The sequence below is a fragment of the Ruegeria sp. BF12 genome (genome assembly GCF_056538705.1).
The window spans coordinates 57,252-73,356 of record NZ_JBQFTP010000015.1; the positions used below are offsets into that span (position 1 = coordinate 57,252).

Sequence of the window (16,105 nt, forward strand, 5' to 3'; positions counted from 1 at the left end):
ATCGACCACAGCAATTTGGTCTCCTTGAACCACCCGGCAATCCATGGTCATATGATTTGACCAATTTGCAGAACGACACCCTCATGCCCTTTCAAAAAGTCCAGACCGAAAAGCTTTCGATCGCGGTTGTACGACAGATCGAACTGCTGATCCTTCGAGGCATTTTGCGCCCCGGAGAACGCCTGCCGGCCGAGCGGGAACTGGCCGAACGGCTGGGCGTATCCCGACCCTCCCTGCGCGAAGCGATCTCGATCCTTCAGAACCAGGGCTTACTGACGGCCAAGGCAGGATCCGGCATCTATGTGGCCGAGGTATTGGGGTCGGCTTTTTCCCCCGCTCTGATCCAGCTGTTCGGCAGTCATGATGAGGCAGTGTTCGACTACCTCTCGTTCCGGCGCGACATGGAGGGTCTGGCGGCGGAACGCGCCGCGCGGCTGGGGTCAGAGAGCGATCTGAAGGTGGTTCAGACGATCTTTGACAAAATGGAAGCAGCCCATACGCGTAACGCGGCCGAAGACGAGGCACATCTGGACGCGCAATTTCACATGGCAATCATCGAGGCCAGCCACAACGTGGTCATGCTGCACATGATGCGATCCATGTTCGATCTGCTGCGGCAGGGCGTATTCTACAATCGTCAGATGATGTTCCAGCAACGGACAACGCGCGAGGCCATATTGGATCAACATCGCGCCATCAACACCGCGCTTCAGGCGCGCGACCCCGCTGCGGCCAGACAGGCTGTCGAGGATCACCTGAACTTTGTTGAAAGCTGCATGGCCGATCAGCAGAAAGCGGCGAAAAACGAAGAAATCGCCCAACAGCGATTGCAGCATGAGGCTGGCACGCCCTAACTGTCAGCGCTAAAGCTGTTGCCCTTTTACGCGCCGCTTCATCTCTTCGTAGTCGTCTTGAGTCAGGCTTGAACCGCGAAAGTTCTTTTCCAATCTACGGCGCTTCCAGCGCCGGGGCCATTTCAGGTCGTCCAAGGTGGTGAAGGCGTAGATTTCGCCGCGCACATGAACTTTGCGCATTCCCATCTGCGCGGCCATGAAATCCAGGCATTGTTCGGAAAAGAAACTGATATGCTGGCCAGTTTCAAAGGCCCAATACCACCAATCAAGCCCCGGAACGTTTTCGGGATCGAAGCACGTGGCCGAGAAAAACAAGGTATCAAACCCGAACTGGGTTCGAGCTTTTTTGATGTGTGACAACGGGTCCGGCAAGTGTTCCAGAACTTCAAAGGCAGTGGCTACGGCATATTTGCCGTCGTCTGCTTCAAACCCACGCGCCAGCAAGTTTTCGGCGAATGGGTCGGACCAATAGAAATCTATCCCAACATCCCTTAGCCCCCGCACAAGTAGGCCGTACCCCCCGCCAAGGTCGACACCGCGCAAACCGGCCAGGCCATTGGCCCTGAGGGTCGCGGAAACGGTCTGGATGTTTCCAAGATTACGCGCGACAATCCCTGTGTCGGTCAAAGCAATCGCGTCGCTGTACGCTTCCTCAAGCCAGTCCGGACCATCCACCCAGATGTACCCACAGCTTTCGTCCAGATAGTATCTGGCGGCGTGACGCCCGATAACGTTCGCTTCGAAAAGGAATGTTCCGGATTGCCCGGTGAGCGGCGAGTTGGGCATCAGTAGTTGCTCCGGTCAGGATAGCGGAGAGCTCCCGCGTGGTTGCTGTCCGCCAAGACATAATCATCAGAGTTGGCCATGCACACACACCAGAAACCGATCAGGCGCGCCGATGTAAACCCTGTCAGGACCTCACACGTGGTCCGGACAATGTCAAATGCCGAGCTCCTTGATAGGAGCTGCAGCTGACAAATTAACAATTTGTTTTCGGCGGTCAGGTCGGAGCAGTTCGATATGGAGCCACAAACTGTGCGTTTTCATGACCTCTTATCCAGGTTTGGCGCAATCAGAGATCCGAATGAACGCTAGCCAATAATCATGGCTCGGCACGAATTGAGAAAGACCCAATTAATCCAAATCGATGCCTTGAAGGATCAGTCCATCCGACCGAGAGGAGCGCATTTTGAACTGTCAAAGCAGGTGGTACGCCCCTTGCCCCGAACACATTGTGCATTAGCCCAGTAGGCTTTGTGGAATTCGCTGCCCGCTTCCGGGACCCAAATGTTCGGTTGGGGCAGTAATCAACAGGCCCGGATCAATGAACAGCCTCTTGTTTTTTGCGCGCATCGCGCTGTGTAGCATGACGTGTTCGCAAGTGATCCGCCCGGCGTTATCGCGTGATGTGTACTCCACGGATTTCAACGCATCCGTCTTGTAGAGCCCAAGCCCGCCAAAGGCGCTATCGACCTCGATTAACGGGGCATCAATTGGCACGTCGTATTGCCGGTCGTAGATCATTCTTTGCAACCTCCGTTTTCTCCAGAAGCTGCGCAGAATTGGTGGGAGCTTTTTCGCCCTGATCAGTTGCCAGACATCAGTTTCACACCAGCCCGCACACCTTAGCGCGTAAAGATCGTAATAGGCCGGGCGCGGATTGCCAAAAACAGCGTCCCAGTGTGGGGATTGGCGCGAGGCGGCATGCAGAACCTGCGCCGGGTCCAAGCCAGTGTTGGGACCATCCATATCGAGGATCAAGGTCAGCGGATACACCGGCCCGCTTGCAAATACTTGCTTCAGCAGGGCATTTCTGGCTGCGGTTATACGGTCCACCCGTTCTGCGTAGCGGTCCGCCAACCCCTCCAGAACCAATATCTCTACATCTGAATGTTCTTCAGCAAATCGGGCGAGAACTCCGTCTGTGTCGTCCGTGTTGTCATTTGTCGCAATGATGACACGGCTGCCTTCTAGGTGCTGCCTCAGACTTTCGATACGAGCCAGCGTTGCGCGCAGCGCGTCGCCACCATTGCGGACGGTTCCAAGGATATTCATCTGATCACCAATCGGCAGAGAAACGGGGCCGCCAGAAACACTTTGACCCGAAAGCAAGCTTCCGGGTCAAAAAAGTGCATTGGCCATGCAGGTCAGTGCAGTTTGTCACCGACATCTGCAATTGCAGCATCGATTAGCTTGTTCGCTTGCGCCGCTGTCATCTGCTTGGCCAAGACCGCGTTGGCAGCCGAAACCGCAACGGTGATCGCCTGATCACGGACTTCTTTGACAGCCGAAGCTTCTGCCGAAGCGATCTGGTCCTGAGCCGCAGCCAGACGGCGGGCGATGGATTTCTCCAGATCGGCCTTTGCCTGTTCTGCTGCCAGCACAGCATCTTCTTTCGCGGCCGCTACGATGGCGTCCGCCTGGCCTTGAACTTCACGCTGCTTGCGCTCGTACGAGGCCAGCAGGCTGCGCGCTTCTTCGTGCAGGGCGCGGGCTTCGTCCAGTTCGGACTTGATGCCCTCGGCACGGTTGTCCAGCGCGCCACCGATCATCGACGGCACCTTGAAATAAAACAGGACCGCAATGAAGACGATGAAGCCCAGGAAGACCACAAAGTCGGTGTTGGCCAGCGAGAAGAACGGGCCTTTGGCTGCAAAGGCCGGGCTGGCTGCGCCGAATGTCAGGATAAGGGCAAGAGTGTTCCGCATGTCACTTATCCTTTCATCCGCGTGTCAACGGCGCTGTCGATGGCCTTGGCATCTGCCTCGCCGCCCAGTGCGGTAACCAGTTCAGCCGCCGTGTCCTTGGCAACCACTTGAATGCTTTCCAGCGCACCGGCACGGATATCAGCAATCGCCTTCTCCGATTCAGCCGCCTTTGCAGCGATTTCCGCATCCGCCTTGGCAATTGCGTCATCCAGACCAGACTGGATTTCTGCGCGCGCTTCAGCAGCGATACGCTGCGCTTCGGCACGGGCATCGGCCAGCGCCTTGTTATAGGCCTCTTCAGCCTCGACCGCCTTGGCCTTCAGATCTTCGGCCGCAGCCAGGTCATTTGTAATGGTCCCCTGACGTTCAGCCAGGATTGCCGCGATGCGCGGCAGGGCCACGCGGGACAGGACCAGAAAGATGACGACCAGCGTAATGACCAGCCAGAAAATCTGGTTGGGGAACCAATCGAAGCAGAGCTGCGGCATCCCGATGGCCGAACCACCGGCATCAACGCACGAGCCTACTACTTCTTCGCTAATGGGTTCAGTCGCCATGATGTCCTCCGTCGGAACGTTGTCTTTACAACAGGTGGGCCGCTATGGCTTGGGCCCACCTGCGCGTAAGGATCAGGTTCCGCAGATTAGACGGCGAACATCAGCAGCAGCGAGACCAGGAATGCGAAGATGCCCAGCGCTTCTGCGAATGCGATACCGATGAAGAGGGTTGCGGTCTGCGAAGCAGCCGCCGAAGGGTTGCGCAGAGCGCCGGCCAGGAAGTTGCCTGCAACGTTGCCCACCCCGATTGCGGCTGCGCCGGAACCGATTGCTGCCAGGCCTGCGCCGATGTGTGCGAGATCGCCTTCCATGATGTATCTCCTTACGAATTGGAAGTTTCGATGTTGGGGTATCAGACCTTAGTGCGAAGGATGCAGCGCATCTTTCAGGTAAACACAGGTCAGAATGGTGAATACGTACGCCTGGATGAAGGACACGAGGACCTCGAGGCCGTACATTGCAGTGATCGCCAGCACGGACACGGGCGAGATCGCGGCGATCGCAGCAAAGCCTGCGAAAACCTTGATCACGGCGTGACCGGCCATGACGTTACCGGCAAGACGAATGGAGTGGCTGACCGGGCGCACGAAGTACGAGATCAGCTCGATGATCGCCAGAACGGGACGCAGTGCCAGCGGTGCGCTGGAGACCCAGAACAGGCCCAGGAACGCGGCGCCGTTCTTGACGAAACCCAGAACGGTCACAGTCAGGAACACAGCCAGAGCCAGCGGGATGGTTACGGCGAAATGCGATGTGGTGGTGAAGGACATGGGGATCATGCCCAGGAAGTTCGCGCAGACGATGAACATGAACAGCGTCATGACATAGGGGAAGTATTTGACGCCTTCCTTGCCGCAGATGTCTTCCAGCATCTTGTAGATGAAGCCATAAGCCAGTTCAGCAATCGACTGCATCCGGGTCGGAACAATCGCGCGTTTCGAGGTGCTGAGCACCAGCAAGGCAAAGACGGCGGCAATCGCCAGGAACAGCCACAGGGTCACGTTGGTCGGCGTGTACCAGGCAATCGTGTCACCACCGAAAAGCGGCTTGACGATGAACTGATCCATCGGATGAAAAACCAGGCTGCTGCCTTCTGCTGCGGTGGTCTCGGTCGCCACGTTCAGTCCCTCTCGTCCTTCTCGGCCGCCTCAGCCGCCGCTTGTTTCTCTTGAACCTCTTTCGCGCTGCGGAGCATAACCTTCACGCCCGCGACAAGGCCCAGCAATGTGAACAGCACCAGAAAGATCGGGATGGTCCCGAGCAGGCTGTCCAGCCCGTATCCGATGCCAAATCCGATCCCCAGACCGGATACCATTTCGATGACCATCCTCCAGGCAAGCTCGCCCCCGGATACGTCAGCGTCTGCCCGGGGCTTCGGCGTTTTCGCCTTTTTTGCCGCTTCGATCTTGGCCTCCAGCTGCGCCATACGCTGCTTTTGGTCGTCATCGGTCACGGGCACTTCCCTCGCACAGTCTTGGGCATGGTGCTAAGGGGCGCAGGGCACAGAGTCAACGGCGTTGAGAGCCCGAATTGACGCACGTTAAGACATTGTTATTTATATACTTTTTGGCGCGCTCGGAACCCCAGGCCACCAGCCGCATTTCTCGACCTGTCCCAAAACCGCCGAATTCGCATATTCAACCAAATGGTTGACCAAACTGCGGCGCTGTGGTTCAGCGAAAGCATGACCAATGATCTCGACACCGTTTTTGCCGCCCTTGCAGACCCGACGCGCCGCGCCATTCTGGCGATGCTGCTTGAGGATGACATGGCCGTCACGGATGTGGCTGATCCGTTCGAGATGTCGCTGGCCGCGATCTCGAAGCATCTGGTCATTCTGACCAAGGCTGGACTGATCAGTCAGGAAAAACGCGGCCGCGTGAAATGGTGCAAGCTGGAGCCCGATGCACTGCGAGCGGCATCGGTCTGGATGCAGGGGTTCGGGCAGTTCGAGCCGATCAACCTGGATGCGTTTGAACGGTTTCTGGAGATCGAACTTCCCACACCGGACGAAGCCTGAGCCTATCTGACCACGAACACCGAAACCTTGGCGTGTTTGGCCAGATAGCCCGCGTGGCTGGAAAAGATGTGGTCCGTAATCCGCGGCGCATGAGTTCCGACGACGATCAGATCGGCACCGATTTCTTCGGCGGCGCGTGTCAGATCTGCGTCGACCTCAGCCGCCACATCGACTGAATGAATGTTGCGAGCGTCGACGTCGGCACCGCTTTGTTCAGCGAGCTGATCCACGATGCTTTGCAGTTCTGCATTGATTGCCGAACCGGACTGGGTGACGTCACCCGGTTGGGTTCCGGTCACGCTGACGATAGTGATCCTTGCCTTCTGCCACTTCGCCATCGCGGCCGCGACATCCAGAGCTTTGCGGATTTCCGGCGGCAGGTGAATATCGACCGGGATCATTATGTGACTGAACATGGTCTCCTCCTTCTCCTGCAAACGATGTTAGCGTTTGCTGGGAAGGCATGCCTTGATCTGCCTCATAAACGGTAAGGCGCGGTTAGCCTTCCTGGCTGTATTCGACGCCGATCACCACACCGGTGGCATCCGCAAGACACAACCAGGGTGCTTGCGCGCCAGCAACCTCGACCGTCGTGATTGTGCCGGTCGGAACGGACTCGGTCGAAACCGCGTTGACGTCGGCGGCCTGAACGCCCGTCTCGGCCGAGATCAGTGCCTCACAACTGGCTTGCAAAGCCGTTTCCGCCGAACCTTTTCCCCCACCCTGAGTACAGGCGGCCAGGGTCGCACCGGCGACAATTAGCATCACTTGCTTCATTTTTCCCTCCCGATTGGCCTGCAGATCCCGAAGGTTGGTGCATAGAGACCAAATAGCAAGAGTCATTCTGGCAGCGGCGCGGTTCCGTTCGCGGGCTGGACTTCGCTTTTGAGCAGAAGGATCAAGGCTATTGCCGCCAGAAGAACGCCGAACAGAACCAGTACTGTTGGCGCGGGCCGCCCAAGCGCGATTTCCCAAAGGATTACCCAACTGGGGATCAGGTACGTGTACGCCATGACCTTGGCCGACGGCAAACGCAGAGCCGCGAACTGCACCAGCACGAAGCTGGCCGCTGTTGCGAAAAACGAAAGATAAAGAAGGCTGACCCAAACGATCAGTGGCAGGTTCGCCCAATCCGTGGCGCGGATGTCTGACCAACCGATCACCGTCAGGATAATGCACCCGGCAACCAGCGTACCAAAAGTGAAGACGACGGCGGGTTCACCTCGGTTCAACCTGCGCACCATCGGCGTATAAATGGCGTGCGCCATACAACCCCAGAAAAAGATGATTTCTCCGCCGCCTATCTCAAAAGCGCGAAAAGCCTGCCAATCGGCGCGAAAAATCACCCAAAGCGCCCCGGTTGCACCGACCGTCAGAGCCAGCGCCATGCGCGGCGTCGTGATCTGACGCAATAAAATCCAACCGGCGACGGCCGACATCACAGGCGTCAGGGTGAACACGGCAGATGTACTGACCGGGTCGGCTGTTTTCAGGCCATAGAACATCAGCACAAAATAGGTCGCGAACAGCCCACCCAACACAGCATAACGCCAAGGCGCTTGCGCCGCACTGCGCGGCAAGCCAGTTGTGGCCAGTGCCGCGACACCAATGATGACGGCTGCGATCAAAAAGCGCCCGGCTGTAATCGCCAAGGGCGCAATCTGATTGGCAACGATCGACCCCAACGAAAAACTGCCCGCCACCAGAAGCGAAAAGGTGATCATGGCGAGGTGGCCACGTGCCTGCGGTGTCACGAAAGCCAGCCCTTGGACTGTTCTTTGAGGAATGACAGGAACGCCTGCACTTTGGTTGTGCGGTGCAGATCCACATGTGTCACCAGCCACAGTTTGCCGAACCATTCGGGCAGCGGCTCTATGACTTCGACCAGATCCGGATCGCGGGATGCCTCCCAACGGGCCATGAAGCCAATTCCGGCCCCAGCCAAAACGGCTTCGCGCATGCAGAAATTGTTGGTGCAGCGGAACGCGATGGCTTCGGCTGGCACGGTGGCGCGCAACCACTTGGAAAACGGCGCGCGGCTGTTCTCATCATCGGTGCTGACAAACAGGTGGTTGGCGAAATCGTCAATACTTGCAGGTTTCCCCCGGCGCTCGACATACGACGTACTGGCGAACAACCCGACCTCTTGCTCGATAAACGGTTGCACCACATTGTCGGGCTGATCCGGGGCGGCACCGGCGCGAATGGCCACATGAGCCTCGCCATATTCCAGACGGAACAGCCGGTCACCGGTCAGATAGCGCACGATCAGACCCGGATGCATCGTCTGGAACTCGGACAAGGCAGGGACGACCAGTGGCGCGAGCGAGGCCAGCGAGGTCACCACCAGTTCGCCCGAGACGTCATCGCCGCGCCCTTTCATCCGGCCGACCAACTGATTGAACTGATCCTCGGTGGCCTGAGCCACGCGCAAAAGATCTTCTCCGGCATCCGTGGGCGTATACCCGCGCGCGTGGCGCTGGAACAGTTTGACACCCAGCCGCGCTTCGATCGCATCAATGTGGCGGATCACAGTGGCATGGTGCACACCCAGAATCTCGGCCGCGCCGCTGACAGTACCCATTCTGGCAACCTGATAGGCGGTTTTGACTTCGTCCCAGTTATCCATTGTGCGCCCACTGTGCAAATTCCAACAATACCTGTTGGTATATCCGTGTTTCGTTCGCTGCCGCAACAATCATATTGGAGCCAGAAACAGATTCCCTGCTAAAAAAGGACCTCCTGACATGACCAAGACCATTCTGCACATCGACGCGTCGGCTCGCCGCACCGGCTCTGCAACCCGCGACCTTTCCGGCCAGATTGTCGGACATTTGGGCGCCGAGCGCATCATTCGCCGCGACCTGGCCAGCCCCCTGCCCCTGCTGACCGAAGACTGGATCAACGCCAACTTCACCCCGGCCGATCAGCGCGACGAAGTTCAGCGCGATCTGCTTGCCCTATCCGACGAACTGGTCAGCGAACTGCAAAAGGCTGACACGCTGGTCATCGGACTGCCGATCTACAATTTTTCTGTTCCCGCCGCATTCAAAGCCTGGATCGATCTGGTTGCCCGCGCTGGTCTTACCTTTGCTTATTCGGAGGCCGGCCCCAAAGGTCTGCTTGAGGGCAAACGCGCCATTCTCGCCATCGCGTCCGGTGGCACCGAAGTCGGATCCGAGATCGACTTTGCAACCAACTATGCCAAGCACGTGCTAGGCTTTATCGGCATCCATGACGTGGACGTCGTCGCCGCTGATAAAATGGCACTGGACGCGGAAACCGCACTGGCCAACGCCAAAAAGGCAGTGCTGGAACTGGCCGCCTGATCTGGCTCTGGTATTTGACCTTTGAAACGTCCAGTCTGCGCCTGAACCGGATTTGGCAGACTGGGCGTTTATTATGAAGAAAATCGGAATTTTGGGCGGTGTCGGCTGGGCCTCGACCGTGGACTACTACAGGGCCATCGCTGAAGGCGCCAGTCGGCACTTTGAGGAACGCGGCCACAGCTCGCCCCTTCCCATCCCTCCGATGACCATCGAATCTGTTACGCAATCCAAGACCCGCGCGTTGCGCGGCACGGACGGGGACGAGACCAGTTGGGCCGGGTTTGATGCAGTGTTTCGCGACGCCTTGCTGACGCTCGAAAACGCGGGGTGCGATTTTGGCATCATCGCCTCCAACACACCGCACGCGCGTCTGCATGCGATTCGGCAGGGCGTCACCATGCCCATTCTCAGCATATTCGATGCTACCGCCGAGGCGACCGCGTCCACTGGCGCAACCAAGGCACTGGTATTGGGAACGACCGTGACCATGCAGGCGACCAACTACGCGGACAGGCTGGCGAACGAGGGCATTACCGCAAATGACCGCCTGCCTGAACCAGAAATTTCTGAGATGCAGGCCATGATCGACAACGATTTCTATGGCCGCGCCTCAGATACGGCGCGCGCCAGGCTGCTTGACTTCTGTAACAAGCACGCCAGCCCCGGAGCCGCGATTTTGCTGGCCTGTACCGAACTGCCGCTGGCCTTCCCGGATCATCTGGATGACGCTGTGTTTGAGGCCGACGGGCACCTTTTCATAAACCCATCCGCAGCCCACGTCGCCGCCGCATTGGCCGAAGCACTAGACGACTGATCAGGGCAGCCAGTTTACATCACACCCAACGCGATCAAAGAATGCCATCAGATCAGTGCGAGGCATCGCCACCGTCCGGTCATTGACCAGCGGGTGCATATTGATGACTTCTGCCTGTTGCGCCGCGGCATCCATGAAAAAGCGCACATTGTGCTCTACACCGTTTATCATGGCCAACGGGCTGACCGCACCGGGGCGGATACCGAGGTTTTGAAACAACCGATCCGCCGACCCAAAGGACAGGTTACCGATCCCCAGCTCTGCTCCCAACGCTTTGAGGTCGATCTCACGGCTTTGTTCCAGCGTCACAAGATAGTTCCGCTTTTTCTTGTCCCGTAAATAGAGGTTCTTGAGCCGCAGGACGTTTTCACCCGGCACTAGGAATTGCTCTTCGACGCCTTTGGCATCTTCTACCGTACGCAGGGGGATATGCGTGTGCAGCCGATAGGTCAGCCCCCACGCGTCCAGTTGCGCCAACAGCGCGTCAGAGCTGAGCGGCAACGTGTCCTGGAAAGCGGATGATGCGTCCATGGGAACCTCCTGTTTGGCGCGCTCATCGCGCAACATGGCGATAAATTCAAGCCACGACAGTTCCAGATTTCGGTGTTAGCGTGCCGCCATGAAAGTGACGCGCAATACACCCGACCAACTGATCCTGTCCAACACGCCCTGGTTCATCGGCATCTCGCTGGTCTTCTTCATCCTCGTCTTTGTCGGTGTCGGCCTGTTCATGGTCAGCGAAGGCGGCGAGGGCATTTTGTTCGGCCTCTTCTTTGCCCTGTTCGGTGGCGGGATGGGGGTCGGCGCTTTATGTGTCTTTGTGCGCCGCGTTCAGGTCATATTGGACCGCAAGAGCAATAGCATTTTGATCCGCCGCCAATCGGTCTTTGGATATGACACCGTAGAACATGAGCTGTCCAACCTGTCCCATGCCGAGGTGGAGACCGCCACCTCAAGCCGCGACAGGACAACATCCAAGATGCATCGCCCCGTTCTGATCCTGGAAAAAGGCATGAGTGCCGGTCGCCACCCGATTGTCCAAGCCTATGTCAGCGGTCGCGGTGCGCATCGGCTGGTTGATGCAGTCAATGACTGGCTTCCGGCGCACAAGGTTGACTCTGCCAGCCAATCGGCCTAAATCGCCGCAAACATCCGGAAGCGTCTGATCTTCCGGTCCCTTGAGTCGTTCAGGGATCGCCCCCCACCAGCGAGTTTCGCCCGTGGGGGCAATTGTGTATTTAACCGGTGTTTCCTACCTAGGAAGTGCCACCAGATAACCGGCATAGGAGGCCGAAGGCATGTTTGAAAATCTATCCGAACGCCTCTCTGGCGTCTTTGACCGGCTGACCAAACAGGGTGCTCTGTCTGAAGAAGACGTCAAAACCGCCCTGCGTGAGGTCCGGGTCGCGCTACTTGAGGCCGACGTCTCGCTGCCTGTGGCGCGCGAATTCGTAAAGAAGGTACAGGAGCAGGCCACCGGTCAGGCTGTCACCAAGTCGATCACTCCGGGTCAGCAGGTCGTCAAGATCGTACATGACGCTCTGGTTGACACACTGCGTGGCGAGGAAGACCCGGGTGCGCTGAAGATCGACAACCCGCCTGCCCCGATCCTGATGGTCGGTCTGCAGGGTTCGGGTAAGACCACCACCACCGGTAAGCTCGCTAAGCGCCTGAAAGAAAAAGAGGGCAAGAAGGTCCTGATGGCTTCGCTCGACGTCTATCGCCCGGCGGCGATGGATCAGCTTGCGGTTCTGGGCACTCAGGTCGGCGTGGACACCCTGCCGATCGTACCGGGCCAGAAACCCGTCGATATTGCCAAGCGCGCCAAGCAGCAGGCAACGCTGGGCGGCTATGACGTCTATATGCTCGACACAGCGGGTCGTCTGCACATCGACGAAGTCCTGATGGACGAGGTCGAGCAGGTCCGCAACGCTGTTGACCCGCGCGAGACCCTGCTGGTCGTCGACGGCCTGACCGGTCAGGTAGCCGTTGAAGTGGCCGAGGAGTTCGACGCCAAGGTCGGCATCTCGGGCGTGGTCCTGACCCGGATGGACGGTGACGGTCGCGGCGGTGCCGCCCTGTCGATGCGCGCGGTCACCGGCAAGCCGATCCGCTTTGTCGGTCTGGGCGAGAAGATGGACGCGCTCGAAACCTTCGAGCCGGACCGGATCGCCGGTCGTATTCTGGGCATGGGCGACATCGTTGCCCTGGTCGAAAAAGCCCAGGAAACGATGGAGATGGAACAGACCGAGCGCATGATGAAGCGCATGGTCAAAGGTCAGTTCAACATGAACGACCTCAAGATGCAGCTGGAGCAGATGATCCAGATGGGCGGCATGCAGGGCATGATGGGAATGATGCCGGGCATGGGCAAGATGGCCAAGCAGATGGATCAGGCCGGGCTGGACGACAAGATCCTGCGCCAGCAGATCGCCATGATCCAATCGATGACCAAACGCGAACGCGCCAATCCGCAACTGCTGCAGGCCAGCCGCAAGAAACGGATTGCTGCCGGTTCGGGGATGGAGGTCAGCGACCTCAACAAGCTGCTCAAGATGCACCGGCAGATGTCGGACATGATGAAAAAGATGGGCAAGATGGGCAAAGGCAAGATGCTGAAACAAGCCATGAAAGGCATGTTCGGCAAAGGCGGCCCTTCGCCCGAAGAGATGGCAGCCGGCATGGACCCCAAGGCGCTGGAACAGGCGGCCAAGGCGATGGGCGGCAAGATGCCCGGTGGAATGCCCGGTCTGGGTGGTGGCATGGGTCTGCCCCCGGGGCTGAGCGGGTTTGGAAAGAAAAAGTGACGTCAGCACGCTGCACCCAGCCCCCGTCCGGAAAGGCGGCGATGGCAGCAGCGCAATATCGCGCGGCCCTGCCGGTTCTTGAGACCGAGCGGTTGGTTCTGCGTGCGCCCCGTCTTGAAGACTTGCCGCTTTGGACCACAGTTTGCCACGAGAGCTTCGGCAGTTCCGAACAAGAAGCCTGGACCGAATTCTCTTTCTATACGTCCGGGTGGCTGTTGCACGGTCACGGCTTGTTCACGGTAACCCTAAAGAACGACGACCAAGCCGTCGGTTTCGTCATGTTAGGGATAGAATGGGACGACCACGAACCCGAGCTTGGTTATTTGTTCGGCGCCGAACACCGTAAGCAAGGTTACGCAACCGAGGCCTGCACAGCCGTGCGAGACTTCGGGTTCGACTTGCTCGGGGCGGGCCAGTTCGTCAGCTATGTCTCGCGGTCCAACACGCGATCGAATGCACTGGCGCAACGCCTCGGCGCATCTCGCGATGCCGTGGCCGAGACTGCCTTTGACGCAGATCAGCATGTTTGGCGCTATGGCGAGGTGTCGGCATGACCCTTTCGATGGCGATCCCAAAGTTGGAAACCGAACGCCTGATCATGCGGGCCCCGTGCGAAGCGGACTTCGAAGCCGAAGCAGATTTTTTTGCCAGCGACGCGTCAAAATTCGTCGGCGGCCCCTTGCGCCCTGATGAAACTTGGCGTGCCATTGCCATGCTACTGGGCCATTGGGCCATGCGCGGTTTTGGTTTTTGGGGCGTTGAGGAAAAGGACACCGGCACCTATGTCGGCCATGTGGGCCTGTGGTTCCCGCATAGCTGGCCCGAGCCCGAAATCGGCTGGACTTTGATGAACAATGCCACCGGCAAGGGATATGCAACCGAGGCCGCGCTGGCCGCTCGCGCGCATGCCTATGACGTGCTGGGATGGGAAACGGCGATCTCTCTGATCGACCCGGACAATCTGGGCAGCAAGGCCGTGGCCGAACGTCTGGGCGCACAGTTCGATTATACCTATGAGCATCCGGGTTTCGGTACAATGCAGGTCTGGCGGCACCCTGCCCCAGCCGATCTTGTGAACGGCGGGATGGAGGCCTACGCATGACCTCGTACACCATCCCTACCGTCGAAACCGAGAACCTGATCCTGCGGGCACCGCAAGAAGGCGACCTGCCCGCGATGATAGAGTTCTTCGCGTCGGAACGCAGCCGTATGGTCGGTGGCCCAAAAACGCCGCTGGATGCTTGGCGGTCCCTGTTGGGCCGGTTCGGGCACTGGGCCATCATGGGGTACGGAGGCTGGCACATCGTCGAAAAGGCCAGCGGAGCATTTGCAGGCTGGACCGGAATCATCAACGCACCGGGCTGGGATGAGCCCGAGCTGGGTTGGGTTATATTCGAAGGTTTCGAAGGTAAGGGAATTGCGTTCGAGGCCGCGACAGCCGCTCGCGCCTATGCCGCCCGGCACCAGAGGGTGAACGGCCCGATCTCATACATCGCTCATGAAAACAACCGCTCGCGCGCGTTGGCCGAACGTCTTGGTGCCACCTATGAACGCGAGGGCGAAGTTGTTGGCAAACGCTGCCAGGTCTGGCGGCACCCGAAACTCGACATATCTGACACCGCTTTGACCACCGAAAGGACCGGCCAATGAACAACCCCGTGACACGGGCTGCGACGTTGCTGAAAGAGCATCGCGAAAGCATCGACCGGCTGGACGCGATCCTTGTCTACACGCTGGGCGAGCGGTTCAAGCACACCCAGGCCGTTGGCAAGCTCAAGGCCGAACACGACCTTCCCCCGTCCGATCCCTCGCGCGAGGCAGCGCAGATCGCACGGCTTGAAGACCTGGCGAAAGAGGCCGATCTGGACCCCGATTTCGCCAAGGCTTTTCTGAATTTCATCATTCAGGAAGTCATCCGACACCACAAGAAACACAAGAACTAAACCGGCACCTACGCCGGACACGCCATTCAAAGGAGATACCACCATGGCAATGAAAATTCGTCTCGCCCGCGGCGGCTCGAAAAAGCGTCCATTCTATCGCATCGTGGCTGCTGACAGCCGCATGCCGCGCGACGGCCGTTTCATCGAGAAACTGGGCACCTACAACCCGCTGCTGCCGAAAGACAGCGAAGAGCGCGTGAAAATGGACATGGAGCGCGTTCAGTACTGGCTGGACCAGGGCGCACAGCCCACCGACCGTATCGCACGTATGCTGGAAGCAGCGGGCACCCGTGAAAAAGCCGAGCGCAACAACCCCAACAAGGGTACCCCGGGCAAGAAAGCTCAAGAGCGCGCGGAAGAGAAAGCGGCTAAGGCTGCTGAAGCCGCTGCTCCGGCTGAAGAAGCTGCAGCAGAAGAATAAGCAAGGCGGGCGCGTGCAGGATCAGGCTTTCACCGACGATTTTCGCACGCAGTTCGAACTGCTGATGCGGCTCCGGCGCGACGTGCGCCGGTTCCGCACCGATCCTGTGGACGAGGCGGTGCTGACGCGCTGCCTCGACACCTTTCGACTGGCCCCTTCGGTGGGGCTGAGCGAACCCTGGCGCGTCATTCGCGTCGAAAGCGAGGCGGCGCGGGCCGCAGCGCTGGAGAATTTTCAAAACGCCAATGAACAGGCCCTTGCAGGCTATTCAGGCGACAAGGCACTGAAATACAGCCGCCTGAAACTGTCCGGCATGCAGGAAGCGCCTGTTCAACTGGCCGTTTTTTCCGACGAGTCGACCAACAAAGGTCTGGGGCTGGGTGCGGGCACGATGCCCGAAATGCGCCGCTATTCCGTTGTTGCTGCAATCACCCTGTTCTGGCTCGCCTTGCGGGCCGAGGGTTTGGGGCTGGGCTGGGTCTCAATCCTTGATCCTGAACGTATGAAACGCGACCTGACCGTGCCGGATGACTGGTCACTGGTCGGTTATTACTGTGTAGGCTGGCCCGAAGAAATGTCGGAAAGGCCCGAGCTTGAACGTGTCGGCTGGGAGCAACGCAGCGCCCGATTGCATATCGAAACGCGGTGAAAT

Annotated in this window: 24 protein-coding genes; 12 read left to right on the forward strand and 12 right to left on the reverse strand. The window is 58.7% G+C overall.

Going from position 1 to position 16,105, the window contains the following annotated elements; genetic code table 11:
- Nucleotides 1-83 precede the first annotated feature (83 nt).
- Nucleotides 84-854, forward strand: a complete 771-nt coding sequence (locus ACR0J0_RS19640) for a FadR/GntR family transcriptional regulator (protein WP_480665711.1) — start codon at nt 84-86, stop codon at nt 852-854.
- A gap of 9 nt (nt 855-863) precedes the next feature.
- Here the strand turns inward: ACR0J0_RS19640 and ACR0J0_RS19645 are convergent, their stop codons facing one another.
- The 7 genes from ACR0J0_RS19645 to ACR0J0_RS19675 all read right to left on the reverse strand — a co-directional run bounded on the left by ACR0J0_RS19645 (nt 864) and on the right by ACR0J0_RS19675 (nt 5,572).
- Nucleotides 864-1,640 carry a class I SAM-dependent methyltransferase gene (locus ACR0J0_RS19645; RefSeq protein WP_480665712.1) on the reverse strand — a complete coding sequence of 259 codons (777 nt, stop codon included), beginning with the start codon at nt 1,638-1,640 and terminating at the stop codon, nt 864-866.
- A gap of 453 nt (nt 1,641-2,093) precedes the next feature.
- Entirely contained in the window at nt 2,094-2,909 is an 816-nt protein-coding gene (locus tag ACR0J0_RS19650) for a hypothetical protein (RefSeq protein WP_480665713.1), read from the reverse strand.
- A gap of 92 nt (nt 2,910-3,001) precedes the next feature.
- Nucleotides 3,002-3,562 carry a F0F1 ATP synthase subunit B gene (locus ACR0J0_RS19655; RefSeq protein ID WP_480665714.1) on the reverse strand — a complete coding sequence of 187 codons (561 nt, stop codon included), beginning with the start codon at nt 3,560-3,562 and terminating at the stop codon, nt 3,002-3,004.
- A gap of 5 nt (nt 3,563-3,567) precedes the next feature.
- A complete protein-coding gene (locus ACR0J0_RS19660) occupies nt 3,568-4,119 on the reverse strand; it encodes a F0F1 ATP synthase subunit B' (protein ID WP_480665715.1) in 552 nt (183 codons plus the stop codon).
- 86 nt (nt 4,120-4,205) lie between these two features.
- Nucleotides 4,206-4,430, reverse strand: coding sequence for a F0F1 ATP synthase subunit C (locus ACR0J0_RS19665; protein ID WP_005981269.1), 225 nt, complete (start codon nt 4,428-4,430; stop codon nt 4,206-4,208).
- 48 nt (nt 4,431-4,478) lie between these two features.
- Entirely contained in the window at nt 4,479-5,237 is a 759-nt protein-coding gene (locus tag ACR0J0_RS19670; RefSeq protein ID WP_480665716.1) for a F0F1 ATP synthase subunit A, read from the reverse strand.
- Nucleotides 5,238-5,239: 2 nt separating this feature from the next.
- Nucleotides 5,240-5,572, reverse strand: a complete 333-nt coding sequence (locus tag ACR0J0_RS19675; protein ID WP_480665717.1) for an AtpZ/AtpI family protein — start codon at nt 5,570-5,572, stop codon at nt 5,240-5,242.
- A gap of 231 nt (nt 5,573-5,803) precedes the next feature.
- Here ACR0J0_RS19675 and ACR0J0_RS19680 point away from each other — a divergent pair, with 231 nt between their 5' ends.
- Entirely contained in the window at nt 5,804-6,139 is a 336-nt protein-coding gene (locus ACR0J0_RS19680; protein ID WP_480665747.1) for an ArsR/SmtB family transcription factor, read from the forward strand.
- Nucleotides 6,140-6,141: 2 nt separating this feature from the next.
- Here ACR0J0_RS19680 and ACR0J0_RS19685 read toward each other — a convergent pair whose 3' ends face one another.
- From ACR0J0_RS19685 to ACR0J0_RS19700, 4 genes are all read right to left on the reverse strand, one after another.
- Nucleotides 6,142-6,555: a universal stress protein gene (locus ACR0J0_RS19685; protein ID WP_480665718.1), complete on the reverse strand. Its 414-nt coding sequence runs from the start codon at nt 6,553-6,555 to the stop codon at nt 6,142-6,144.
- A gap of 82 nt (nt 6,556-6,637) precedes the next feature.
- Complete coding sequence (locus tag ACR0J0_RS19690; RefSeq protein ID WP_480665719.1) at nt 6,638-6,916, reverse strand: hypothetical protein; 279 nt, start codon at nt 6,914-6,916, stop codon at nt 6,638-6,640.
- Between the two features lie 62 nt (nt 6,917-6,978).
- A complete protein-coding gene (locus ACR0J0_RS19695; RefSeq protein ID WP_480665720.1) occupies nt 6,979-7,893 on the reverse strand; it encodes a DMT family transporter in 915 nt (304 codons plus the stop codon).
- Nucleotides 7,890-8,768, reverse strand: coding sequence for a LysR family transcriptional regulator (locus ACR0J0_RS19700; RefSeq protein WP_480665721.1), 879 nt, complete (start codon nt 8,766-8,768; stop codon nt 7,890-7,892). The genes ACR0J0_RS19695 and ACR0J0_RS19700 overlap by 4 nt, the downstream gene beginning before the upstream one ends.
- Nucleotides 8,769-8,886: 118 nt before the next feature.
- Between ACR0J0_RS19700 and ACR0J0_RS19705 the strand changes: the two genes are divergently transcribed.
- Nucleotides 8,887-9,468, forward strand: a complete 582-nt coding sequence (locus ACR0J0_RS19705; protein ID WP_480665722.1) for an FMN-dependent NADH-azoreductase — start codon at nt 8,887-8,889, stop codon at nt 9,466-9,468.
- A gap of 73 nt (nt 9,469-9,541) precedes the next feature.
- Nucleotides 9,542-10,282: an aspartate/glutamate racemase family protein gene (locus tag ACR0J0_RS19710; RefSeq protein WP_480665723.1), complete on the forward strand. Its 741-nt coding sequence runs from the start codon at nt 9,542-9,544 to the stop codon at nt 10,280-10,282.
- On the opposite strand, the gene ACR0J0_RS19715 is transcribed toward ACR0J0_RS19710, so the two are convergent.
- Complete coding sequence (locus tag ACR0J0_RS19715; RefSeq protein WP_480665724.1) at nt 10,283-10,813, reverse strand: prolyl-tRNA synthetase associated domain-containing protein; 531 nt, start codon at nt 10,811-10,813, stop codon at nt 10,283-10,285.
- A gap of 88 nt (nt 10,814-10,901) precedes the next feature.
- Between ACR0J0_RS19715 and ACR0J0_RS19720 the strand changes: the two genes are divergently transcribed.
- The 8 genes from ACR0J0_RS19720 (at nt 10,902) to bluB (ending at nt 16,102) form a co-directional block, all read left to right on the forward strand.
- Nucleotides 10,902-11,420, forward strand: coding sequence for a hypothetical protein (locus ACR0J0_RS19720; RefSeq protein WP_480665725.1), 519 nt, complete (start codon nt 10,902-10,904; stop codon nt 11,418-11,420).
- Between the two features lie 160 nt (nt 11,421-11,580).
- Entirely contained in the window at nt 11,581-13,089 is a 1,509-nt protein-coding gene (ffh, locus tag ACR0J0_RS19725) for a signal recognition particle protein (RefSeq protein ID WP_480665726.1), read from the forward strand.
- Between the two features lie 41 nt (nt 13,090-13,130).
- The gene (locus tag ACR0J0_RS19730; protein ID WP_480665727.1) at nt 13,131-13,643 is read left to right on the forward strand and encodes a GNAT family N-acetyltransferase; all 513 of its coding nucleotides are present in this window, start codon (nt 13,131-13,133) and stop codon (nt 13,641-13,643) included.
- Nucleotides 13,640-14,191 (forward strand): GNAT family N-acetyltransferase, encoded by a 552-nt coding sequence (locus ACR0J0_RS19735; RefSeq protein WP_480665728.1) that lies wholly within the window; start codon nt 13,640-13,642, stop codon nt 14,189-14,191. The genes ACR0J0_RS19730 and ACR0J0_RS19735 overlap by 4 nt, the downstream gene beginning before the upstream one ends.
- On the forward strand, nt 14,188-14,739 hold the full coding sequence (locus tag ACR0J0_RS19740) for a GNAT family N-acetyltransferase (RefSeq protein WP_480665729.1): 552 nt from the start codon (nt 14,188-14,190) through the stop codon (nt 14,737-14,739). Before ACR0J0_RS19735 ends, ACR0J0_RS19740 begins: the two co-directional genes overlap by 4 nt.
- Nucleotides 14,736-15,032: a chorismate mutase gene (locus ACR0J0_RS19745; RefSeq protein WP_480665730.1), complete on the forward strand. Its 297-nt coding sequence runs from the start codon at nt 14,736-14,738 to the stop codon at nt 15,030-15,032. Before ACR0J0_RS19740 ends, ACR0J0_RS19745 begins: the two co-directional genes overlap by 4 nt.
- A gap of 43 nt (nt 15,033-15,075) precedes the next feature.
- On the forward strand, nt 15,076-15,453 hold the full coding sequence (gene rpsP / locus ACR0J0_RS19750) for a 30S ribosomal protein S16 (RefSeq protein ID WP_170493732.1): 378 nt from the start codon (nt 15,076-15,078) through the stop codon (nt 15,451-15,453).
- A 13-nt stretch (nt 15,454-15,466) separates the two neighbouring features.
- Nucleotides 15,467-16,102: a 5,6-dimethylbenzimidazole synthase gene (gene bluB, locus ACR0J0_RS19755; protein ID WP_480665731.1), complete on the forward strand. Its 636-nt coding sequence runs from the start codon at nt 15,467-15,469 to the stop codon at nt 16,100-16,102.
- The last annotated feature ends 3 nt before the right edge of the window (nt 16,103-16,105 follow it).